17 protein-coding genes are annotated in these 23429 nt (G+C 72.4%); 8 read left to right on the top strand and 9 right to left on the bottom strand.

The features are described 5' to 3' along the window. Positions 1-98: 98 nt before the first annotated feature. Positions 99-3359 (bottom strand): tetratricopeptide repeat protein, encoded by a 3261-nt coding sequence (locus ACZ56L_RS20610; protein ID WP_471065464.1) that lies wholly within the window; start codon positions 3357-3359, stop codon positions 99-101. 240 nt (positions 3360-3599) lie between these two features. Between ACZ56L_RS20610 and ACZ56L_RS20615 the strand changes: the two genes are divergently transcribed. Then, entirely contained in the window at positions 3600-5624 is a 2025-nt protein-coding gene (locus ACZ56L_RS20615) for a thioredoxin domain-containing protein (protein WP_471065466.1), read from the top strand. A 565-nt stretch (positions 5625-6189) separates the two neighbouring features. After that, positions 6190-6660: a phospholipase gene (locus ACZ56L_RS20620; RefSeq protein ID WP_471065468.1), complete on the top strand. Its 471-nt coding sequence runs from the start codon at positions 6190-6192 to the stop codon at positions 6658-6660. 38 nt (positions 6661-6698) lie between these two features. On the opposite strand, the gene ACZ56L_RS20625 is transcribed toward ACZ56L_RS20620, so the two are convergent. Both ACZ56L_RS20625 and trhA read right to left on the bottom strand, forming a co-directional pair. Then, on the bottom strand, positions 6699-7328 hold the full coding sequence (locus ACZ56L_RS20625) for an acyl-CoA-like ligand-binding transcription factor (protein ID WP_471065470.1): 630 nt from the start codon (positions 7326-7328) through the stop codon (positions 6699-6701). A 357-nt stretch (positions 7329-7685) separates the two neighbouring features. Then, complete coding sequence (trhA, locus tag ACZ56L_RS20630) at positions 7686-8360, bottom strand: PAQR family membrane homeostasis protein TrhA (RefSeq protein ID WP_468686253.1); 675 nt, start codon at positions 8358-8360, stop codon at positions 7686-7688. Positions 8361-8616: 256 nt separating this feature from the next. Between trhA and ACZ56L_RS20635 the strand changes: the two genes are divergently transcribed. Then, positions 8617-10449, top strand: a complete 1833-nt coding sequence (locus ACZ56L_RS20635) for a phosphoenolpyruvate carboxykinase (GTP) (protein ID WP_345228715.1) — start codon at positions 8617-8619, stop codon at positions 10447-10449. 269 nt (positions 10450-10718) lie between these two features. Here the strand turns inward: ACZ56L_RS20635 and ACZ56L_RS20640 are convergent, their stop codons facing one another. The 4 genes from ACZ56L_RS20640 to ACZ56L_RS20655 form a co-directional block, all read right to left on the bottom strand. Continuing rightward, positions 10719-11105, bottom strand: a complete 387-nt coding sequence (locus tag ACZ56L_RS20640) for an SCO4983 family protein (RefSeq protein WP_345228714.1) — start codon at positions 11103-11105, stop codon at positions 10719-10721. Positions 11106-11203: 98 nt separating this feature from the next. Next, positions 11204-12415 (bottom strand): pyridoxal phosphate-dependent aminotransferase, encoded by a 1212-nt coding sequence (locus ACZ56L_RS20645; protein ID WP_401756471.1) that lies wholly within the window; start codon positions 12413-12415, stop codon positions 11204-11206. Positions 12416-12649: 234 nt separating this feature from the next. Continuing rightward, positions 12650-14254 (bottom strand): N-acyl-D-amino-acid deacylase family protein, encoded by a 1605-nt coding sequence (locus ACZ56L_RS20650; RefSeq protein ID WP_401756469.1) that lies wholly within the window; start codon positions 14252-14254, stop codon positions 12650-12652. A gap of 14 nt (positions 14255-14268) precedes the next feature. Then, the gene (locus ACZ56L_RS20655) at positions 14269-15573 is read right to left on the bottom strand and encodes an amino acid deaminase (protein WP_471065473.1); all 1305 of its coding nucleotides are present in this window, start codon (positions 15571-15573) and stop codon (positions 14269-14271) included. A 192-nt stretch (positions 15574-15765) separates the two neighbouring features. Between ACZ56L_RS20655 and ACZ56L_RS20660 the strand changes: the two genes are divergently transcribed. The 5 genes from ACZ56L_RS20660 (at position 15766) to ACZ56L_RS20680 (ending at position 21735) form a co-directional block, all read left to right on the top strand. Then, positions 15766-16746, top strand: a complete 981-nt coding sequence (locus ACZ56L_RS20660) for a sugar kinase (protein ID WP_471065716.1) — start codon at positions 15766-15768, stop codon at positions 16744-16746. Continuing rightward, a complete protein-coding gene (locus ACZ56L_RS20665; RefSeq protein WP_345228709.1) occupies positions 16743-17504 on the top strand; it encodes an IclR family transcriptional regulator in 762 nt (253 codons plus the stop codon). Before ACZ56L_RS20660 ends, ACZ56L_RS20665 begins: the two co-directional genes overlap by 4 nt. 63 nt (positions 17505-17567) lie before the next feature. Beyond that, positions 17568-17981 carry a RidA family protein gene (locus ACZ56L_RS20670; protein ID WP_401756465.1) on the top strand — a complete coding sequence of 138 codons (414 nt, stop codon included), beginning with the start codon at positions 17568-17570 and terminating at the stop codon, positions 17979-17981. A gap of 750 nt (positions 17982-18731) precedes the next feature. Then, positions 18732-20207: a GntP family permease gene (locus tag ACZ56L_RS20675; protein WP_345228707.1), complete on the top strand. Its 1476-nt coding sequence runs from the start codon at positions 18732-18734 to the stop codon at positions 20205-20207. Between the two features lie 160 nt (positions 20208-20367). Then, on the top strand, positions 20368-21735 hold the full coding sequence (locus ACZ56L_RS20680) for an Nramp family divalent metal transporter (protein WP_468686250.1): 1368 nt from the start codon (positions 20368-20370) through the stop codon (positions 21733-21735). 72 nt (positions 21736-21807) lie between these two features. Here ACZ56L_RS20680 and ACZ56L_RS20685 read toward each other — a convergent pair whose 3' ends face one another. Next, positions 21808-22890: a chitinase gene (locus tag ACZ56L_RS20685; protein WP_468686249.1), complete on the bottom strand. Its 1083-nt coding sequence runs from the start codon at positions 22888-22890 to the stop codon at positions 21808-21810. 244 nt (positions 22891-23134) lie between these two features. Then, complete coding sequence (locus tag ACZ56L_RS20690; protein ID WP_471065477.1) at positions 23135-23425, bottom strand: hypothetical protein; 291 nt, start codon at positions 23423-23425, stop codon at positions 23135-23137. Positions 23426-23429 lie beyond the last annotated feature (4 nt).

Consider the following 23429-nt stretch of genomic DNA (forward strand, 5'->3'; position numbering starts at 1 on the left):
GGGGTCGGAGCGTACGGGTCCGGCCAGGACCCGTACGGACTCCGGTGGAGCGCACTCCGGGCGGGGCGCCCGGCCGTCCGGCCCCGGAGCGCCCGGCTTCACGCCCCCTCCTCGCCCTGCCCGAACGGCACCCCCATCACCTCCCGCGCGTGCCTGTTCGGCACCATGCCCAGCCGCCACGCCTGCCAGCCCGCCCCCAGGTCCGCACCCCGCCCCAGCACCACCCGGTACGCGTCCAGGCAGTCCGCGAGGCGTTCGTCCCGCGCCGGGTGCGGCTCCGCGGCCAGCAGCGCCAGTTCCTCCGCGGCCGACGACGTGCCCGCCTCCGGCCCGCCCGGGTGCGCGAACGGCAGCAGGGTGCAGCGCAGGAAGCGCGCCCAGTCGCCGCCCCGGCGGTCGTCGTACGAGGCGAAGAGCGCGATCGCCTCGTCGCACAGGGCGAGCGCCTGCTCCGGGCGGGAGTTGCCCGCGTCGACGACGACCAGCTCCAGCACCGTCCACGCCTCCCCGTGCGCGACCCCGATCCGCCGGAAGTCCTGCCGGGCGTCGGTGAGGAGCTGACGGGCGAAACCGGAGTTGCGCAGGTTGCCCGTCTGCACGGCCCGCTGGTCCCGGGTCACCCGGCCCGAGTGGTGGCGGGCGCAGGCCAGCCCGTACACGTCCCGCATCCGGGAGAACATCGTGCGGGCCCGCTCCAGCTCGCGGACCGCCTGGTCGTGGTCGCCCCGTTCCTCCAGGGACTGGCCCAGGTAGTAGAGGGTCCAGGCCTCGCCGCGCGCGTCCTCGTTGTCGCGGTGGCGGGAGAGGGCGTGGCGCATGCCGTCCACCGCCGGTTCCGGGTCGCCGGCGACCAGCCGGGCCCGGGCGAGCTGGGTCAGCGCCCAGGCCTCGCCGCGCTCGTCGCGGGTACGCCCGTACAGGTCGAGGGCGGCGTTCAGCTCCGCTTCGGCGCGCGGCGCCTCTCCCCTGCGCAGGTACACCTGGCCGAGCTGGAAGTGGGCCCACGCCTGCCCGTGCAGCGACTCGCTCTCGCGGTGCAGGGCCAGGGACGTGCCGAGGAGTTCGGCCGCCTCCGCGAGGTTCGCGCGGTCGCGTTCCACGGCGGCCAGCGCGTGCAGGTTCCACGCCCGGTCGCCCGCGAGGGCGGGGGAGGACTGGAGGGCCAGGGCCTCCCGCAGCTTGGCGGCGGCCTCGGTGAGGTTGCCCTGGTGGTGCAGCGTGATGCCGAGCGAGCCCAGCGCCCGCGCCGCGCCCGCCTCGTGGTGGGCCTCGAAGTACAGGTCCACCACCGACGAGAGGGTCGTGCGGGCCTTGTCCAGCTCGCCGAGCTGCCGGGCCGCGATGCCGGTGCGCCACTGGACGGACCGCAGGAGCAGGCCCTGGTCGACGGCCTGCGTCAGCTCGCTGATCTCGCCGAGGCGGTAGAGGTCGCCCCGCAGCAGGCAGTAGTCGCACAGGGCGCCCAGCAGATTCAGGACGAGCCGCGTGTCCACGCCCTCCGCGTGCCGCAGCGCGGCCGTGATGAAGGAGGACTCGTCGTCCAGCCAGCGCAGCGCCGCGTCCAGCGAGGTGAACCCGTGCGGGCCGAAGCGGTCGGCGCGGGTCGAGGTCTTGCCGTCGACCAGCCGGATCACGGAGTCGGCCAGCTCGCCGTAGTTCTGGATGAGACGTTCCTGCGCGGCGGTCCGCTCCGCGGGCTCCTCCTCGTCCAGCAGGCGGGTGTACGCGAAGGAGCGCACGAGGTCGTGGAGGCGGTGGCGCCCGCTGCCCACGGGCTCGATCAGCCCGGCGGCGGCCAGCTCGGCCAGCCGCCGCCGCGCCTCCTGCTCGTCCGTGGCCAGCAGCGCGGCCGCCGCCGCCCCGCCCAGCGAGGCCCGGCCCGCGAGCGAGAGCCGGCGCAGCAGTCTGCGCCCCTGCTCCGACTGGTCGGCGTACCGCAGCGAGAGCGCCCGCTCGACCGGGTCGAGCGGTCCGTACGCCTCCAGGTCGGCGGCCAGTGCGCGCGGACTGCGCGGGCCCAGCGAGGAGCCCGCGACCCGCAGCGCCAGCGGCAGCCCCCGGCACAACTCCGTGATCCGGTCGGCCGACGCCCCGTCGTACGGTTCGTCGCGCGCGGCGCCCTCGTCCTGCGGGACCGCCCGCAGCAGCTCCTCCGCACCGGCCGCGTCCAACGGCCGCACCGCGAGCTGGTGCACCCAGGCCGGTACGTCCTCGGGGAGGGCGAGCGGCTGGGACGCCGTGACCAGCACCAGGCTGTCCGAACGCTCCGGGACGAGCGTGCGCACCTGCTCGGGGTCGGTGGCGTCCTCCAGGACGACGGTCACCGGCAGGCCCGTCAGGTGCTTGTGGTAGACCTCCGTCAGGCGCTTCAACTGCTGTTCCCGGGTGGCGCGTTCGGTGCGCTGCTCGCGGAAGAGGAGCTGGTCGCGGGGCGCGCCGAGGCGGTTCAGGAGCTGGAGCAGGGCGTCGCGCGTGGACGTGGCCGACTCGGCCCGGCCCGGCGCGCCGTTGCCCAGCTCCACCAGGCACGCCCCGCGGAACTGGTCGCGCAGCGCGTGCGTGGCCCGCAGCGCCAGCGTGGAGCGCCCCGAACCCGCCTCCCCGTACAGCACGACGACCGTCGGCCGGGTCTGTGTGCTGGCCCGCGCCGCGTGCACCCACTGCGCGATCTGCGCCATCTCCCCGCGCCGCCCGGCGAACGGGCCCTCGGGCTGCGGGAGATGGCCGAACGACTGCTCCAGTACGGTCCTGCGCCGGGCGGCCGCACTGCGGTCGCCGCCGCGCAGCGGAACGGACGCGCCGGCGGGCTTCTTCCCCTGGCCGCGGGTGCGGGTGGCGGTGCTGAGCACGCGCTGCCGGTCGAGGTAGGGGCGTACCCCCCGCACTTCGAAGGCGGTCAGCCACTGGAGCTTCAACTGCTCGTGACCGCCGGGCTGTCCGAGCGCGCCCGCCCTGCGGTGCGCGGCGGGCCAGTGGGTCGCGGTGACCTTGGCGACGGTCGCGGTCGCCCCGGCCACGGCGACGGCGGCCCCCGCCGCCAGGGCGGTGCCCGAGCCGGTCCCCAGGGCGAGGTCGGTGGTGAAGGCGGCCGCGGCGGCGACGGCGGTGACCAGGACGGGAGTGCTGATGACGGCCCCGCTGAACCGTTCCGACAGGTGCTGCCGGCCGGCGTCCGCGCGGTCGAGCGCGGCGACGTACGCGGCGTACTCCTCGGCGGCGGGCGCGGCCAGCTCGTCCAGCGCGGCCCGGGCGCGCGCCAGCAGCGCCCGGCCGTCGGTCCGGCCGCCGGACCGCCGCACCTCCTCCTCGACGGCCCGTACCAACACCTGCTCGGCCTCGACCCGATGGCTCTCCCGCATAGTGCGTCCCCCTCCGCGACGGTCCTGCGACGTCCGGGCACGGCCTCGCCTGTGCGGACCGCCCGGAGGTGTCAAGTGTCCTGCCTGAGGGGCGCGGACGCGAGGGAGCAGAGGGGGTGCGTGTGCTGCCGGTGACGCGGGGGAGGGGCGCGCGGCCCGGCCGTGGGGAGGGGGCGGCCCGGGGCACTGCGGAGGCGGAGGTTCCGTAGTGCCGGGGAGGTCCTGGGGCAGGATGGGGGAATGCCCACGAATCGACTGGCCCATGAGACGTCCCCCTATCTCCTCCAGCACGCCGACAACCCCGTGGACTGGTGGCCGTGGTCGCCGGAGGCCTTCGCGGAGGCGCGGCGGCGGGGGGTGCCGGTGCTGCTCAGCGTGGGGTACAGCAGTTGCCACTGGTGCCACGTCATGGCCGGCGAGTCCTTCGAGGACGAGGGGACGGCCGCCCTCATGAACGAGCACTTCGTGAACGTCAAGGTCGACCGCGAGGAGCGGCCGGACGTCGACGCCGTCTACATGGAGGCCGTGCAGGCGGCGACCGGGCAGGGCGGCTGGCCGATGACCGTCTTCCTCACCCCCGACGCCGAGCCCTTCTACTTCGGTACGTACTTCCCGCCGGAGCCCCGGCACGGGATGCCGTCGTTCCCCCAGGTGCTGGAGGGCGTCCGGGCGGCGTACGCGGAGCGGCGCGGCGAGGTCGACGAGGTCGCCGGGAAGATCGTCAAGGACCTGGGCGAGCGCTCGCTGGCCTTCGCGGCGAACGGGACGCCGGGCGAGGAGGACCTGGCGGCGGCGCTGCTGGGCCTGACCCGGGAGTACGACTCCCGCAACGGGGGCTTCGGCGGCGCGCCGAAGTTCCCGCCGTCGATGGTGCTGGAGTTCCTGCTGCGGCACGCGGCGCGGACCGGGTCCGAGGGGGCGCTCCAGATGGTCACGGACACCTGCGAGGCGATGGCGCGCGGCGGGATCTACGACCAGCTCGGCGGCGGGTTCGCGCGGTACGCGGTGGGCGGTTCGTGGACCGTCCCGCACTTCGAGAAGATGCTGTACGACAACGCGCTGCTGTGCCGCGTGTACGCGCACGTGTGGCGGGCCACCGGCTCGGACCTGGCGCGCCGGGTGGCGCTGGAGACCGCCGACTTCCTGGTGCGCGAACTGCGCACCACGGAGGGCGGGTTCGCCTCCGCGCTGGACGCGGACAGCGAGGACGGCTCCGGGCGGCACGTGGAGGGCGCGTACTACGTGTGGACGCCCGGCCAACTGCGTGAGGTGCTGGGGGAGTCGGACGCCCGGCTGGCGGCCACGTACTTCGGGGTGACCGAGGAGGGCACCTTCGAGGAGGGCGCCTCGGTCCTGCAACTGCCGCTGGACGCGGGAGAGCTGGTCGACGCGGCGCGCATCGCCGAGATCCGGGTCCGGCTGCTGGCGGCGCGCGGCGAGCGGCCCGCTCCCGGGCGGGACGACAAGGTCGTCGCCGCGTGGAACGGGCTGGCGATCGCGGCGCTGGCCGAGACGGGCGCGTACTTCGGCCGCCCGGACCTGGTGGAGCGTGCCACCGAGGCCGCGGACCTTCTGGTACGGGTCCACCTGGACGACGCCGCGAGGCTCGCCCGCACCTCGCGGGACGGGCGGGTGGGCCCGAACGCGGGGGTCCTGGAGGACTACGCGGACGTCGCGGAGGGCTTCCTCGCGCTCGCCTCGGTGACGGGCGAGGGGGCCTGGCTCGACTTCGCGGGCTTCCTGCTGGACCACGTGCTGGTGCGGTTCCGGGGGGAGTCCGGGGCGCTGTACGACACGGCCGACGACGCGGAGAAGCTGATCCGCCGCCCGCAGGACCCCACGGACAACGCGACCCCTTCGGGCTGGACGGCGGCGGCCGGCGCCCTGCTGACGTACGCGGCGCACACGGGTTCCCCGGCCCACCGGGAGGCGGCGGAGGGCGCGCTCGGCGTGGTCAGGGCCCTGGCCTCGCGGGCCCCGCGGCACATCGGGTGGGGCCTCGCGGTCGCGGAGGCGGCGCTGGACGGGCCGCGGGAGGTGGCCGTGGTGGGCGAACCGGCCTCGCCCGGGGCGCGGGAACTGCACCGCACGGCCCTGCTGGGGACGGCCCCCGGGCTGGTAGTGGCGTTCGGCGCGCCCGGCAGCGACGAGTTCCCCCTGCTGGCGGACCGCCCGGCGGGGGCGTACGTGTGCCGGCGGTTCGTGTGCGCGGCCCCGACGACGGACGTGGCGGTGCTGGCGGAGCAGGTGGGCGCAGAGGTCTAGGCGGGAGCAGGGAGGGGTAGGCGCGTCGGCCGCGTACGAGCGGGACCCCCCGCCCGTACGCGGCCGGCGCACCGTCATGCCCGGACGCCGGCCGGCTCCACCGCCCGGCGCCGCGCCGACATCGCGGCCGGGGCCACCGCCGAGACGACGGCCGGCACAGCGCAGAGGCCGACCGCCGTACCGGTCGCCGTCCACGGGAGGGTGATCGTGCCCCACACCGACAGCACAGCAGACCCGGCGCCCCCGCATCCCGAGCAGGCTGAGGGCCGCGACCGGCAGTCCGAGGGCCCCGCCGACCACCACGACCACCAGCGCCTCCCCGGCGACCAGCCGCAGCATCCCTCACCAAGCCCGGCCTGCCCACGGGCGACGGCACCCACCGCCGCGTCCTGGCGGTGCCGGCCTGCCTGCGCTCGTGGGGAGCCCGGGCCCGCCCGAGCCCGATCCGGCGTCCGGCCCGGCGGACACGGCCGCCGTGCGCGTCTGCCAGAGCTCGGCGCAATACGCTCTGCCCGCTCCCGCGACTCCGCCCGAGCGATCAGCGTGCTTCCCCGGAGGACTCCCCATGCGTCGCCGTACCGCAGCCCGCACCGCAGCCACGTCCCTGGCCGCCGTCGCCCTCGCCCTGTCCGCGGCGCCGCTGCCCGCTGCGGCGGCCGCCCCCGCAGCCGCCCTCGACAAGAAGGCCGTCCTCAGTGCCTGGACCCAGATCAGTGCGGGCAGCGCCCAGGCCTTCCACGCGGCCCGCGCCAACCAGCGGGCCTGGAGCTCCTACCGCTTCGACTGGTCCACCGACTACTGCACGACGTCGCCGGACAACCCCCTCGGCTTCCCCTTCTCCGCGTCCTGCGCCCGCCACGACTTCGGCTACCGCAACTACACGGCGGCCGGCACCTTCCGCAGCAACAAGGCCCGGCTGGACGACGCCTTCCTCGCCGACCTCAAGCGCGTCTGCGCGGCCTACTCCGGTGCGAAGAAGGTCTCCTGCCACACCACCGCCCGGATCTACTACCAGGCGGTCGACAAGCTCGGCTGACCCCGCCCCCGGCGCTTCCCGCCCCAGGAGGGGGGGCCTCAGCCGTCGATACGGGCGAGGCCCCCCTCGAACGTCCGCAGCATCCGGTCGACCAGCTCCACCAGATCGTCCCGCTGTCCGCGCTCGGCCCAGTACAGCGTCGTCTCCAGTACGGCGGCCAGCAGCCCGGTGGCGAAGATCCGCACCTCCAGCTCGCCCGCGTCCCGCCCGGTCCGCTCCGCGACCACCCGGCACAGCATGCGGCTGGTGACTCCCGCGCTCTCCACCATCCGGGCCCGTACGGCGGGCACCTCCAGCATCAGCCGGGTGCGCAGCAGCACCTCGTCCGGCTCCTCGTCCAGCGAGCGGCGCATCGCCCCGGTCACCACGGCCCGCACCGACTCCAGCAGCGGTTCGTCCCGTGGGCGCTGCCGCAGCGCGCCCTCCAGCACCGGCTCGTACTCCTCGGTGAGGACGATGTCCTCCTTCACCGGGAAGTACCGGAGCACGGTGCTCGGCGAGACCTCCGCCTCCTCGGCGATCTGCTCGACCGTCGTGGCGTCCCAGCCCCGGGCGGACACCAGGCGGAAAGTCGCCCGGCGGATCTCCCGACGCGTCCTGATCTTCTTGCGTTCGCGCAGGCCGGGGCGGGTGTCGGGAGTGACGGACGGGGTGCGTGGGGCGGCCATGGCGCCATTGTCGGCCATCTTCCGCCCGGGGGCGGATCCGTGACGGCCGGGGGCATTGTCAGTGCCGCATGTCACCGTGTGTCGTGGGTAGCCGAACTGTCCGTGAAACGACGACAGATGTGCGGAGTGATAGAGGGAGGGAGCGGCATGAGAAGAAGCGTGAACGTGCTGACCGCGGTGATGGCGGTGCTGTGCGTGCTGGCTTTTCTGGCCCTGGGAGCGGTGGCGGTCGTCGGGGTCGTGCTGGTGTCCGTCGGGATGCTGGCCTGGCAGGTGGCCGCGGCGTCGAGACCGCGGCCACTGCGGCTGCACCGGCCGGGGGCCGGCCCGTCCCCGGCGCCGGCTTCGGGACCGGGCCTAATAGGCCACCAGCGAGATCGCCGTGTAGTGCGCGGCGAAGGCGGCGAGGGTGAGGGAGTGGAAGACCTCATGGAAGCCGAACCACGCAGGTGACGGGTTGGGGCGCTTGAGGCCGTAGATCACGCCGCCCGCGCTGTAGAGCAGCCCGCCGGTGATCACCAGCACCAGCACCGCCACCCCGCCGGAGTGCAGGAAGTCCGGCAGGAAGAAGACGGCGGCCCAGCCCATGGCGATGTAGCACGGGGTGTAGAGCCAGCGCGGGGCGCCGACCCAGAAGACCCGGAAGGCGATGCCCGCGGCGGCCGCCGACCAGATGGCCCACAGCAGGGTGGTGCCGGTGGACTCGGGCAGCAGCAGGACGGTGAGCGGGGTGTAGGTGCCCGCGATGATCAGGAAGATGTTCGCGTGGTCGAGGCGGCGCAGCACCGCCTCGCCCCACCGGCCCCAGGTGCCCCGGTGGTAGACGGCGCTGACCCCGAAGAGCATGCACGCCGTCAGCACGAAGACCGTGCAGGCGACGCGGGCCCGGGTGGAGTCGGCGAGGGTGATCAGCGCGATGCCCGCGACCAGTACGGCGGGGAACATGCCGGCGTGCAGCCAGCCGCGCATTCTCGGCTTTATGGGGGGCGGGTCGATTTCGGTGACCTGGTCGGGCACGGCATGCGACGTCATGCCCCGAATGCTACCTACGGTTCCGTAAGTTCTGGCTCCGGGTGGTCATGTTCACGTAAGTGGCACTTGCGGGGAGTGGCGATGCTCACGTGTGCGGCCCCCTGGACAGATGGGCGGAGTGCCTGGATGATCAAATGAGTGCGGTCGGCACCGGATGAGCGCCAGAGGGACTGAGCTCGACCAAGAACGTGTGAAGCATCCGGGTCGCAGCCCCCACGGGGCAACAAACCACAGAACCCCTCATCAAGGAGCAATCGTGGCGCGCGACATCGCGGCTCCCACCACCGTCCCCACCCACCACCAGGAGCTGATCTCCTGGGTAGACGAGATCGCAGCCCTCACCGAGCCCGACCGTGTCGTGTGGTGCGACGGTTCCGAGGCCGAGTACGAGCGGCTCTGCGAGGAGCTCGTCGCCAAGGGCACGTTTCTGAAGCTCGACGAGGTCAAGCGCCCGAACTCCTACTACGCCGCCTCCGACCCCTCCGACGTCGCCCGGGTGGAGGACCGCACCTTCATCTGCTCCGCGAAGGAGGAGGACGCGGGCCCGACGAACCACTGGAAGGCCCCCGCCGAGATGCGGGAGATCTTCCAGGGCAAGGACGGCCGGGAGGGCATCTTCCGCGGCTCCATGCGCGGCCGCACGATGTACGTCGTCCCCTTCTGCATGGGCCCGGTCGGCTCGCCGCTGTCCGCGATCGGCGTCGAGATCACCGACTCGGCGTACGTCGCCGTCTCGATGCGCACGATGACCCGCATGGGCCGGCCCGTCCTGGACGAGCTGGGCGACGACGGCTTCTTCGTGAAGGCCGTGCACACCCTCGGCGCCCCCCTCCAGGAGGGCGAGGCCGACGTCCCGTGGCCGTGCAACACCACCAAGTACATCTCGCACTTCCCCGAGGACCGCGAGATCTGGTCCTACGGCTCGGGCTACGGCGGCAACGCCCTGCTCGGCAAGAAGTGCTACGCCCTGCGCATCGCGTCCGTCATGGCGCGCGACGAGGGCTGGCTCGCCGAGCACATGCTGATCCTCAAGCTCACGCCCCCGCAGGGCGAGTCCAAGTATGTGGCCGCCGCCTTCCCGTCCGCCTGCGGCAAGACCAACCTCGCCATGCTGGAGCCCACGATCTCCGGCTGGACCGTGGAGACCGTCGGCGACGACATCGCCTGGATGCGCTTCGGCGAGGACGGCCGGCTGTACGCGATCAACCCGGAGGCCGGCTTCTTCGGTGTCGCGCCGGGCACCGGCGAGCACACCAACGCCAACGCCATGAAGACCCTCTGGGGCAACTCCGTCTTCACCAACGTCGCCCTCACCGACGACGGCGACGTGTGGTGGGAGGGCATGACCGAGGAGGCCCCGGCCCACCTCACGGACTGGAAGGGCAACGACTGGACCCCCGAGTCCGGCACGCCCGCCGCCCACCCCAACGCCCGCTTCACCGTCCCCGCCGCCCAGTGCCCGACGATCGCGCCGGAGTGGGAGGACCCCAAGGGCGTGCCGATCTCGGCGATCCTCTTCGGCGGCCGCCGCGCCACCGCCGTCCCGCTGGTCACCGAGTCCTTCAACTGGCAGCACGGCGTCTTCCTCGGGGCCAACGTCGCCTCCGAGAAGACCGCCGCCGCCGAGGGCAAGGTCGGCGAGCTGCGCCGCGACCCGTTCGCCATGCTGCCGTTCTGCGGCTACAACATGGGCGACTACATGAACCACTGGGTCAAGGTCGGCGCCGACAAGGACCAGGCCAAGCTCCCGAAGATCTACTACGTGAACTGGTTCCGCAAGGACGACGCGGGCAGGTTCGTGTGGCCCGGCTTCGGCGAGAACAGCCGCGTCCTGAAGTGGATCGTCGAGCGCCTCGACGGCAAGGCCGAGGGCGTCGAGACCCCGATCGGCGTCCTGCCGACCAAGGAGGCCCTCGACACGGACGGCCTGGACCTCCCCGAGGCCGACCTCGACTTCCTCCTGACGGTGGACAAGGAGGCCTGGCGCGAGGAGGCCGCCCTGGTCCCCGAGCACCTGAACACCTTCGGCGACCACGCGCCCAAGGAGCTGTGGGACGAGTACCGCGCGCTGGTCGAGCGCCTGGGCTAGTCCCCCCGACACGTGGTCGGAGCCGGCCTGTTCCCCGGCTCCGGCCCGCTCCGCACCCGTCCCTCCGGGGTGCACGAACACCCCGGAGGGACGGGTGCGGAAGCCGCACTCGGATCGTCACGACACCGCCCTGACCAGTGGGATCCCCGACCGAGACGCGGCGAAGGCCCCCGGTGCCGTTCCAGGCGCCGGGGGCCGAACTCATGCCCTCCACGACGGAGTTGGTGGCACCCGGTCCACGGGCCTCCGCGGCCGTGGACCGGGGCCGATCAGAGGCTGACCGGGGAGCTGTCAGCGGTGGCCGCCGTGTGCGCGTCCATGCGCTCGGCGGCGAGGATCGCGGCGGCGGTGTCCGCGCGCGAGGCGGCGACCACCAGCGCGCGGCCCGCGAGGGCGTGCGCGCGGCGGTGCAGGGCGGCCGGGTTCTCCCGGCGGTGCCCGGCGTGCCGGGCGGGCGGGGCGCCGCGCAGCCGGGCCACCTGGACGGCGATCCGGTCGGCGGCCGCGTCGAGGCCGAGTTCGTCGGTCACGGCGAGGAGGGCGGAGAGGTGCCCGGCGAGCTGGATGTCCAGCTCCTCCTCGCGGGAGCGGTGCGGGAAGCGGGCGTCGTCGTCGGCCATGGAGTGGACCGACTTGGTGCGGATCGGTTCGTACATGACGGATGGCCTCCTGCGTCGAGCGTCAGGAGACCATCCTAGCTTGGATTCAGTCTAAAGTTGACCCCGGTAGAGAAAGGCTCGGCAAAGCCGCGGCGTCACGGCTGGCCGTAGCCGTCCAGGAAGTTCCCGATCCGGGTCACCGCGTCCGCGAGGTCCTTGGTGTTCGGCAGCGTCACGATCCGGAAGTGGTCGGGCTCCGGCCAGTTGAACCCGGTCCCGTGCACCACCATGATCTTCTCGGCCCGCAGCAGGTCCAGCACCATCTGCCGGTCGTCCTTGATCTTGTAGACCTTCGGGTCCAGCCGCGGGAAGAGGTACAGCGCCCCCTTCGGCTTCACGCAGGTCACGCCCGGAATCCGGGTGAGCAGCTCGTACGCGGTGTTCCGCTGCTCCAGGATGCGTCCGCCCGGCAGCACCAGGTCGTCGATCGACTGCCGGCCGCCCAGCGCGGTGGCCACCGCGTGCTGCGAGGGCATGTTCGCGCACAGCCGCATGTTGGCGAGGATCGTCAGCCCCTCGATGTACGAGGACGCGTGCGCCTTCGGGCCGCACACCGCCATCCACCCGCTGCGGTATCCCGCCACCCGGTAGTTCTTGGAGAGCCCGTTGAAGGTGAGGACCATCAGGTCGGGGGCGATCACGGCGGTCGGGGTGTGCGTCGCGCCGTCGTACAGGATCCGGTCGTAGATCTCGTCCGAGCAGACGACGAGGTTGTGCCGCCGGGCGATCTCGGTCAGGCCCCGCAGCATCTCGTCGTCGTACACCGCCCCCGTCGGGTTGTTCGGGTTGATGACGACGAGGGCCTTCGTCCGGTCGGTGATCTTCCGCTCGATGTCCGCGAGGTCGGGCATCCAGTCGGCCTGTTCGTCGCACCGGTAGTGCACGGCCGTACCGCCCGCGAGGGAGACCGAGGCGGTCCACAGCGGATAGTCGGGGGCCGGGACGAGCACCTCGTCGCCGTCGTCCAGCAGGGCCTGCATCGACATCTGGATCAGCTCGGAGACCCCGTTGCCGAGGTAGACGTCCTCGACGTCCAGGTCGATGCCCTTGGTCTGGTAGTGCTGCATCACCGCGCGCCGCGCGGACAGCAGGCCCTTCGCGTCGCCGTATCCGTGCGCGCTGCCGAGATTGCGGAGGACGTCCTCCAGGATCTCCGGCGGGCACTCGAACCCGAACGCCGCCGGGTTGCCGGTGTTGAGCTTGAGAATGCGGTGTCCGGCCGCCTCCAGCCGCATCGCCTCCTCAAGGACCGGACCCCGGATCTCGTAACAGACATTGGCGAGCTTCGTTGACTGGATCACCTGCATGACGGCGAGCTTACGGGCGAGTACGCCGCCGTGCGCGCGAATACGCGCGCCCGCGCCGAAGGAGTGCCCGCGCCCGCCGCCCCGCCCTTCGCCGCGTCTTCCATCGCAAAGCGGACCCCCGCCGCCGCCCGTCCAAACGAGGGCCCCGCCCGCCCGCGGCCCCCGCATCCGCAGGCCGGGTGTCCTTCGTCACCCCGCCCGCCGCACCGCGGCGACACGTTCGCCCCGGCGTCCTCAGCGCCGCCCGGCGGTGCGCCGTACGGACCGCCCCGCCAGCACGGAGGTCCGCTTGCCGTCCTCGATCACGAACCGCCCGTCGATCAGTACGTGCGGAATGCCGACCGGCAGGGTGCGCGGCGCGTCGAAGGTCGAACCCGCCGCCACGGTCGCCGGGTCGAAGAGCACCAGGTCCGCCCGGTACCCCTCCCGGACCAGGCCCCGGTCGGGCAGGCGCAGCCGGGCCGCGGGGCGCGAGGTGAGGTGGGCGACGGTCTCCTCCAGGGAGAGGACGCCCAGCTCCCGCGCGTAGTGGCCGAGATAGTGCGGAAAGGTGCCGTAGGCGCGCGGATGCGGTTTGTACCCCTGGAGGATGCCGTCGCTGCCGCCGGTGTGCACGCGGTGGCGCATGATGGCGCGGACGTTCTCCTCGTGCCCGACGTGCTGGAGGATCGTCGAGCCGAGCCGGTCGTTGATGAGCAGCCGCCGCGCGGTCGTCCAGGGGGCCTCGCCGCGCTGGGCGGCCGCCGCGGCGATCGTCTTGCCGACGCAGCCCGCCAGGCCGGGGTCCGAGACGCCGGAGACCTCGATGGTGTCCCACTCGATGGGCACCCCGTGGCAGCCGTCCGCGCCGACCACCTCCAGGTGGTGGCGGATCCGCTCAGCCGTGGCGTCGTCCCTGAGCCGCGCCAGGATCGCGTCCGGCCCGCCCTCGCCCGCCCAGCTCGGCAGCATCGCGACGAGCGTGGTGCAGCCGGGGGTGTACGGATAGGTGTCGAGGCTGATGTCGGCCCCGTCGGCGAGCGCCGCGTCCAGGAGGGCCAGCAGGTCGGGGGCCCGGCCCTTGTTCACGCCGAAGTTCATGGTGGCGTGCGCCAGGTGCAGGGCGCAGCCCGCGTTGCGGGTCAGCTCCACCATCTCGGCGTACGCCTCGAGGGCTCCGGCGCCGTACGAGCGGTGGTGGGGGCAGTAGTAGCCGTCGTACGAGGCGACCACCCGGCACAGTTCGGTCAGCTCGGCGTCGTCGGCGTACATGCCGGGCGTGTAGGTGAGCCCGGAGGACATGCCGACCGCGCCCTGCTCCAGGCCCTCGGCGACCAACTGCCGCATGCGGTCGAGCTGCCGGGGCGTGGCGGGCCGGTCGTCCCAGCCGACGGCGTGCATCCGGACCGTGCCCTGGGGGACGAGGTACGCCGCGTTGACCGCGATGCCCCGGTCCAGCCGGTCGAGGTACTCGCCCACCGACCGCCAGTCGAAGTCGACGGTCGTGTCCCCGGGCGCGCCGCCGTTCCACCCGGTGATCGCGGTGCGGACGGCGGCCAGCGTGCGGTCGTCCACGGGCGCGTACGACAATCCGTCCTGCCCGAGCACCTCCAGCGTGACGCCCTGCGCGGCCTTCGCGCTGTGGTCGGGGTCGCGCAGGAGGGCGAGGTCGGAGTGGGCGTGCATGTCGATGAAGCCGGGACTGAGGGCGAGCCCGTCGGCGTCCAGGACCCGGGCGCCGGTGAGGCGCTGGTCCCGGGAGACGTCGGTGATGCGGCCCGCGGTGATGCCGACGTCGGCGCGGTAGGACGCGCCGCCCGAGCCGTCGATCACCCGGGCGCCGCGTATGACGAGATCCATGGAAGGCGGCCCTCTCAGAAGAACGTGCGGACGAACTCGACGACCGTGCCGTCGGCCTCCACCACCGGGATGAGCTGCCACTTGTCGAAGATCGTGCACGGGTGGGACATGCCGAGCCCCACCCAGTCCCCGACCTCCAGCCGCGCCCCGGCGTCGGTGCTCAGCCAGCCGTGCTGGTCGGAGAGACCGGTGACGGTGACGCCGGTCGCGGGCCGGACGACGCCGTCCCGCGCGGACCGTACGACCTGGGCCTCGGGCAGGTGCAGGTCGTACGCCGCGTCCCGCTTGCCCGCGTTGACGAAGGCCTGCGCGGACGTCGGCCGGGACACGACCTGTGCCCACAGCCGGAAGGCGGGCTGCAACCGCCCCTCGTCCGGCACCCGGTTGAAGGGGGTCAGCTCCTTGTAGTGTCCGTCGTCGTGCGAGACGTAGGCGCCCGAGCGCAGCAACTTCAGTACGGGGAGGGAGAGTTCGGGGATCTCCGCGAACACGTCGGCGACCGCGTCGAACCAGGCGCTGCCGCCCGCGCTGACGACGATCCCGCCGAGGCCCTCGCCGAACCGCCCGGCCCGGTCGAACTCCACGGCCAGCGTGACCAGTTCGCGCAGCCAGGAGCGCACCCGATCGCCGTCCGCCTTCGGCACCTCGCCCTCGTACCCGGCGACGCCGACCAGCCGCAGCGTGCCGGTCGCGGCCACCGCGTCGGCGACCCGCGCGCAGTCCGCCGGGGTGCGCGCTCCGGTACGGGCGCCCTCGCCCGCGCCCAGCTCCACCACCACGTCCACCGGCCGGGAGCCGCCGGCCGCGCGCAGCGCCTCGTCCATCAGCTCGACGCCGCGCACGGAGTCGACGTAACAGATGAAGGTGAAGGCGGGGTCGGCCTCCAGTTCGGCGGAGACCCAGCGCAGGGCGGCGGCGTCGACGAGCTCGTTGGCCAGGAAGATCCGCCGGATGCCGTAGGCACGGTAGACCCGGGCCTGGTGGGGGACGGCGGCGGTGATGCCCCAGGCGCCGCGCTCCAATTGCCGCTGGAAGAGCTGCGGCGACATGGAGGTCTTGCCGTGCGGGGCGAAGGCGAGGCCGTGGCGCTCGGTGTACGTCTCCAGGAGTGCGAGGTTGTGGGCCAGCGACTCGGCGGAGAGGGCGAGCAGGGGAGTGGTGAAGCCGCCGTCGAAGACGTTGCGGCGCTGGGCGGCCAGCTCGCCGACGGTCAGCCCGGCGGCTTCGGCGTCCGGCGGAAGGGCCTTGAAGCGGTGGCTGACGGGCTCGTTCGCGAGCTCCCGTACCTCCGGCGTCATCTGATCGGCCTCGGCTCCCATGGGGCTCCTCCCTCCGGACGTTGCATGTTGTGCAACGCCCATTGCGTATATCGCTCACCGATGTCTAACATCCGAGCCGTGTCCGCACAACAGTCAGGTTCAGGTTCCAGGATCGCCGTCGGCGACGTCAGCGCTCGGGCCGACGGCACCGCCGGCGATCGGGTCTGCGACGTCGTCTGCCTCGGCGAGTCCATGGTCACCTTCCTCCCCTCCCGCCCCGGCCGGCTTGCCGACGTGCCGTCCTTCGGACGCACCATCGGCGGCGCCGAGTCCAATGTGGCCTGCGCGCTCGCCCTCGCCGGCCACGGCGCGAAGTGGGTCAGCAGGGTCGGCGCGGACGGTTTCGGCACGCATCTGATCGAGGCGATCGGGGCGTACGGGGTGGACGTGACGGATGTGGTGCGGGACCCGGAGCGCCCGACGGGCGTCTACTTCCGCACCGCCGACGACCGGGACGACGCCACCCACGAGGTCGCCTACTACCGGGCCGGTTCCGCCGCCTCCGCGATGTCGCCGGACACGGTGGCGCGCTCCGCCCTCTTCGGGGGACGGGTGCTGCACCTGTCGGGCATCACGGCCGCGCTGTCGGCGGACTGCCTGGCGCTGATGCGCGAGCTGTGCGCGGCGGGGGAGGGGCGTCCGCTGCTGTCCTTCGACGTCAACCACCGCCCAGGGCTGTGGAGTTCGTCGGCCGACGGCGGGCCCGTGCTGCTGGAGCTGGCGCGCGGGGCGGACATCGTCTTCGTCGGCGAGGACGAGGCGGCCGCCGCCTGGGGAGTACGGGGCGGACCGCGCGCCGTGCGCGAGGCCCTGCCCGAACCGGACCTGCTGGTCGTCAAGCGGGGCGCGGCGGGGGCGACCGTCTTCGCCGGGGGCGAGGCGCACTCCGTACCGGCTCCGACGGTCGAGGTGGTCGCGCCCGTCGGGGCGGGGGACGCCTTCGCCGCCGGGTTCCTGTCCGCGACACTGCGCGGGCTCGACGTACCGCTGCGGCTGCGGCACGGGCACCTCACGGCGGCCGCCGCGCTGACCGTGCCGGGCGACGTGGCCGAGGTGCCCGCGCGGGAGCTGGCCGACACGCTGGCCGCACTGGACGCCGACGCCTGGGAGAGACTTCGTCTCGGCCCCGGGTGGACCGGGGCGGGGGCGCACGTGGAGGTACGTACCGCATGAGTCAGACAGTCGACCGGGCGCTGAGCATTCTGCCGCTGCTCGCGCAGGGGCCCGCCGACCTCGGGCAGGTCGCCGAACGGCTCGGCGTGCACAAGTCCACCGCCCTGCGGCTGCTGCGCACCCTGCACGAGCACGGCCTCGTCCACCGGCAGCAGGACCAGCGCTACCGGCTCGGGGCACGGCTGTTCGCGCTCGCGCAGGAGGCGGTCGAGAACCTGGACGTCCGGGACATCGCGCATCCGTACCTCAAGGAGCTCAACGACGAGTGCGGGCACACCGTCCACCTCGCGGTGCGCGAGGAGGGCGAGGTGCTCTACATCGACAAGGTCGAGAGCCGCTATCCGGTACGGATGTACTCGCGGATCGGGAAGCCGGTGGCGATCACGGTCGCCGCGGTGGCGAAGCTGCTGCTCGCCGACCTCCCCGAGGGGGAGCGGCGGGAGATCGCCGAGAAGCTGGAGTACCCGCAGTACACGGCCCGCTCGACCCCCAACGCCTTCGCCTTCCTCCGCGAGCTGGCGCTCGTACGGGAACAGGGCTGGGCCACCGACCTCGGGGGACACGAGGAATCCATCAACTGCGTCGGCGCACCGATCAGGGGCGCGGACGGCAAGGTCGTCGCGGCGATGTCGGTGTCCGCACCGAACGTCGTCGTCACGCGGGAGGAGCTGCTCACGCTGCTGCCGCTGGTGCGCCGGACGGCGGAGGCGATCAGTCGCGAGTACTCCGGTACGGGCGACGCCCCACGACCCGCGTAGGGCGCATCGCGCCCCCGCGCACCACCCCACCTTCGTCACTTCGTCTGGTTAGGAAGCAATCCCATGGCTGACAAGCTCGAAAAGACCGCGATCACCCCGTCGACGCACACGGCTCCGCCCGCGAGGTTCTCGCACGGGGTGCGCAAGGGGAACCTGCTCCAGGTGGCGGGTCAGGTCGGCTTCCTCCCGGCGGTGGAGGGCCAGGCGCCGACGCCGGCCGGGCCGACGCTGCGGGAGCAGACCCTCCAGACGTTCGCCAACGTCAAGGCGATCCTGGAGGAGGGAGGGGCGTCCTGGGAGGACGTGATCATGATGCGGGTCTACCTCACGGACGTGGACCACTTCGCGGAGATGAACGCGATCTACAACGAGTACTTCGCCGATCTGAAGGAGGCGCCGTCGGCCCGGACGACGGTCTATGTCGGCCTGCCGGCCGGCCTCCTCATCGAGATCGACGCGCTCGCGGTCCTGGGCTGAGCCTTCCCCGAACACGCCACGGGGAACGTGCGGTCCCGCCTCTCCTCTCCTCTCCTCCCCTCCCGCCGTGCCGGCGTGGCGGCTGCGCCCGTGACGGGGTGCACGTCCTGTGCGGGCGCGCCGTGAGGGGGTGCACGTCCTGTGCGGGCACGGCGTGAGGGGGTGCACGTCCCGTGCGGGTGTGTCGTGGCGGGGTGCACGTCCCATGCGGGTGTGTCGTGGCTGGTCGCGCAGTTCCCCGCGCCCCTGATGGCGTGCCCTTCGGGCAGCCAGCCCCTGCCGCCTCCGCCCCCTTAAGCGCCTCCACCCCCTTGAGCGCCCCGTCCCCTTGGGCGACGGGGCCGCCCCAAGGGGGCGAGGGGGGTACCCCCTGCTCGAGCGAAGCCGAGAGCTTGGGGGAGGGCGGGCAAGGGGGCGGCCCCTCCCGCTCCCGGCCCACCCGGGTGCCCCCCACGCGAGCGCCTGTGCCGGGCGCGCGACCCCGCCGGGGCCGTGAACTCAACCCCGGCACCGGACGCGTCAGCCTCGTTCTGCCCAGGCAGAAGAGGCCCCTGCCCCGCCCCTTTCCCTAAAGCGCTCGCCGCGCGGCTGCCTCCGGTTCCCGTGCGGATGCGTCGTGGTTGCTCGCGCAGTTCCCCGCGCCCCTGACGGGGCGTGCCCGCGCAGTGACACAGCTTCGGGCCCCCCGTGGGGCACGGAAATCCCCCCGCACCTGCAAGAAGCCCCCTCTCCGTACGGAGTTGACCGCACATGCAGCTCGCCGCCACACCCCCCGCCGAAACGCCCCCGCGCACCGGCGGCCTCCTCGCCCTCATCGACGGCACCCCCGGCCTCCTCACCGTCGCCGTGCTGGGTATCGCCCTCCTGCTCTTCCTGATCATCAAGGTCAGACTCCAGCCCTTCGTGGCCCTCCTCGCGGTCTCCGTCGCGGTCGGCCTCTCCGCCGGCCTCTCGGTCACCGAACTCTTCGGCACCGTCCAGAAGTCCAGCGCGGTCTCCGTCATCGAGTCCGGCATGGGCGGCATCCTCGGCCACGTCGCGATCATCATCGGCCTGGGCACCATGCTGGGCGCGATCCTCGAGGTCTCCGGCGGAGCGGAAGTCCTCTCGCAGCGCCTGCTCAACCTCTTCGGCGAGAAGCGCGCCCCCCTCGCCATGGGCCTCACCGGCCTCATCTTCGGCATCCCGGTCTTCTTCGACGTCGGCATCTTCGTCCTCGCCCCGATCGTGTACGCGGCCGCCAAGCGCAGCGGCAAGTCCGTCCTCCTGTACGCGATGCCGCTCCTGGCCGGGCTCTCCATGACCCACGCCTTCCTGCCCCCGCACCCCGGGCCGGTCGCCGCGGCCGGACTGTTCAAGGTCTCGCTCGGCTGGGTCATCCTGATGGGCCTGGTCGTCGGCATCCCCGCCGTCATCGCCGCCTGGGCCTACTCCGCCTGGATCGGCAGGCGCATCTTCGTCCCCGTACCGCAGGACATGGTGGAGGCGGCCGAGGAGGCCAAGGCCGCCGTCGTCGCCGAGCAGCAGGCCGCCGGGGTCGAACCCCGCGAGGACCCCGTCCCGCTCGGCACCGTCCTCGCCATCATCGGCACCCCGCTCGTCCTGATCCTCGGCGCGACCTTCTCCTCCATCGCGCTGGACCCCTCCACCCCGCGCTCAGTCATCGAGTTCTTCGGCAACCCCTTCGTCGCCCTGACCATCGCCCTCCTCCTGGCGTACTACCTCCTCGGCATCCGCCGCGGCTGGTCCCGCAAGTCCCTGGAGAAGGTGTCGACCTCGTCCCTGAAGCCGGTCGGCAACATCCTGCTCGTCGTCGGCGCGGGCGGCATCTTCGGCGCGGTCCTCAAGGGCAGCGGCATCGCGGCCGCCCTCGCCGAGACCTTCGACAACGTCGGACTGCCGGTCATCGTGCTCGCCTGGCTGATCTCCGTCGTGCTGCGCGTGGCCCAGGGCTCGGCGACGGTCGCCATCGTCACCACGGCCGGCATCGTGGTCCCGATGGTCCAGGGCCAGGACGTCTCGCAGGCCCACCTCGCCCTCGTCATCATGGCGATCTCCGCCGGCTCGATCTTCGCCTCGCACGTCAACGACGGCGGTTTCTGGATGGTCGCCAAGTACTTCGGCATCTCCGAACGCGACACCCTGAAGTCCTGGACCGTCCTGGAGACCGTCCTCTCCGTCGCGGGCTTCGCCGTCGCCGCCCTCCTCAGCCTGGTCGTTCCATAACCGGGCCGACGGGCACGCACCGACTCGAACAACACGCCGTGAGCAGCACGTCCGGCTGCGATACGGAGACGATCCCGCCCCGCCCCTTGCGTCCGCCCGCCCCCGCCCCCCACGGTGATCCGGATCACCGTGGGGGGACAACGGGAGGCAGGAAAAGCCCATGTCGGACAGTGTTTCAAGCAGCAAGGGCAGCAAGGGCAGTGAAGGCGGCAAGGGCCGGGCGGGTGACGGGGGAGTTGTCCCCGAACTCGGCCGGCCCGCCCTGCGCAAGGCCAGTTGGAAGTACGTCGGGCCGGGGATCGTCGTCGCCGCGACCGGGGTCGGCGCCGGGGACCTCGTCGCCACCCTCATCGCGGGCAGCCAGTTCGGGTACACCCTGCTGTGGGCCGCGGTCATCGGCTGCGTCGTGAAGATCTCCCTCGCCGAGGCCACCGGCCGCTGGCACCTGGCCACCGGCAAGACCCTCTTCGAGGGGTGGCGCAGCCTGGGGCAGTGGACCACGGTCTACTTCGGCGTGTACGTCGTCGTGTGGGGCTTCGTGTACGGCGCCACCGCGATGTCCTCGTCCGCGCTCCCGCTCGCCGCGCTCATGCCGAACGGGCCGGACATGAAGTTCTGGGCGGTCCTGTGCGGCCTGCTCGGCCTCGCCTTCGTGTGGTTCAACCGGTACGCGGTCTTCGAGAAGTTCATGACCGTGGTGATCGGGCTGAAGTTCCTGGTGGTCGTGTACGTCGCGATCCGCGTCGCGCCCGACCTCGGCAACGCCGTCAAGGGGCTCGTGCCCACGCTCCCGGACGGCTCGCTCTTCTACACCCTCGGCCTGATCGGCGGCGTCGGCGGCACCATCACCATGGCCGCCTACGGGTACTGGGTGAACTCCAAGGGCTGGACCGACACCAGTTGGATGAAGGTGATGCGCCTCGACAACCGCGTCGCCTACCTCACCACCGGCGTCTTCGTCGTCGCCATGCTCATCATCGGCGCCGAGCTCCTGCACTCCTCCGGTGTCGCGCTCGGCAAGGGCGACAAGGGCCTCATCGACCTGGGCGGGGTGCTGGAGGACAAGTTCGGCCCGGTCACCGCGAAGCTCTTCCTGATCGGCTTCTTCGCCACGTCCTTCGGCGCGCTGATCGGGGTCTGGCACGGCGTGAGCCTGATGTTCGCGGACTTCGTGGAGCGCTTCCAGCGGGAGCGCAGGACCGGGCAGCCGGTCGTCGGCATGGTCGAGGAGGTCGCGGCCGGCAAGCGCGAGAAGTCGCTGCCGTTCCGGGCGTACCTGCTGTGGCTGACCTTCCCGCCGATCGGTCTGCTCTTCCTGGACCAGCCGTTCGGACTCGTGGTCGTCTACGGGGTGCTCGGCGCGTTCTTCATGCCGTTCCTCGCCCTGACCCTGGTCTGGCTGCTCAACTCCGGCCGCACGCCCGCCGAGTGGCGCAACGGCTGGCTCAGCAACGTGATGCTGGCGCTGGGCGGGCTGCTGTTCGTGGTGCTGTGCGTGAAGCAGGTCGTCGACCTGTTCACGAAGTAGGCGTACGGGGGAGGGGGGACCCGGCGCTCACCGCGCCGGGTCCCCCCTCCCCCGTACCGGAGCACTCGTCTACTACGGCAGCGACCGCACGTGTGCGCCCACCGCCTTCGACCAGGCGTTGCCGCCCTTGGCGTCCCAGTTGGTCGACCAGGCCATCGCGCCGCGCAGCCCCGGGTAGGTCCTGGCGGGCTTGAAGGTGCCGCAGCCGGTGCCCCGGGTCAGGCAGTCCAGCGCCTTGTTCACGACCTCCGGTTCGACGTAACCGGCCTTCTTGTTGCTGCTGTTGGTGGGTAGGCCGAGACCCACCTGCGAGGGGTCGAGGCCGTTCTCGAGCTGGATGCAGGCGAGCGCGGTGAGGAAGTCGACCGTGCCCTGCTGGTAGACCTTGCCGTCGCAGCCCTTCATCGAGCCCGAGTTGTAGAACTGGGTGTTGACGACGGTCAGGAAGTCCTTGATGTTCAGCGCGGTCCTGAAGTAGTCGCTGTCCGTGGACTGCATGTCCTTGGTCTGCGGGGCCATCGTGACGACCAGCTTCGGGCCGACGCGGCCGTGCAGGTCCTTCAGGGCGCGCGTCATGTACTCGGCGCTGACGCCGCCGTTCTCCAGGTCGATGTCGACGCCGTCGAAGCCGTACTCGGTCATCAGCTCGTGCACCGAGTCCGCGAAGCGCTTCGCCGTCCCGGCGTCGTCGACCTCCACCTTGCCGTGCTCCCCGCCGACCGAGATGATCACGGACTTCCCGGCCCGCTGCTTGGCCTTGATGTCGGCCTTGAACTCCTCGACCCGGTAGCCGCCCAGGCCCCCGGTGTCCAGCTTGAAGCCGACCTCGCCGCGTTCGCCCGCCAGGTCGGCGAAGGAGACGGCGATGATGTCGTACGCGTCGGAGACGTCGCGCAGTCTCTCGATCGCGGCGCCGTTGCGGAAGTTCTGCCAGTAGCCGGTGAGGGCGTGCCGGGGGACCTGCGGGGCGCCCAGCGCCTTGGGCGTGGGGGTCGGCGTCGGGGTGGGCTTCGGGGCCGCGGACGACTTCTCGGGCGCTGCCCGCACCCCGCCGTCCGCCGGTCCGTCGCTCGTGCAGGCTCCCAGCATCCCGGTGGCGAGGACGGCGGCGGCCGTGCCGAGGGTGAAGCGTCGGATGCGGGCTGCTCTGTGCACGTACTGTCTCCAGTCGGTCATATGCGGGTCAAGCCAGACAAAATTGGTTCAGTCCATTTCGGATGTCAAGTGGATCACTGTGCCCATTGTGGGCGGCTTCTGGCCGCAGCGTCGAAGAATGGCCCGAAACCGTGTTCCCCCAGCCGTAAGCGGAATGCATGATCACCTGCGGTAGCACCGCAGTGACATGGGGTCGCGGTGACCCCGCCAGGGGAAACGGAGTGCGAATACTCGTCGAACAAGATCAATTCGCGGTGAAAAACGGTGAGTTGAGTGCCGTACGGGATCTCTGGAAGCTGTTCTCTCCCCCGTATGACGTGGCTAAAGTGCAGATGCACCACGTGTGGTGACGAGTGCTTGCACCATGCGTGAGCGGCGAGCGCGGGAGCGGAACCGGGAACAGCGGCCGGAACGGCGAGAAGAACGGCGACACGAGCAGCGGCAAGAGCAGTGGCGAGAGCAGCGACAGGATCAGCCACAGGAACAGCGACAGCGGGAGCGGCGCGAACGCGAGCGCGCACAGGAGCGCGAGCACGGGC

The sequence above is a fragment of the Streptomyces sp. NPDC039736 genome (assembly GCF_055596485.1).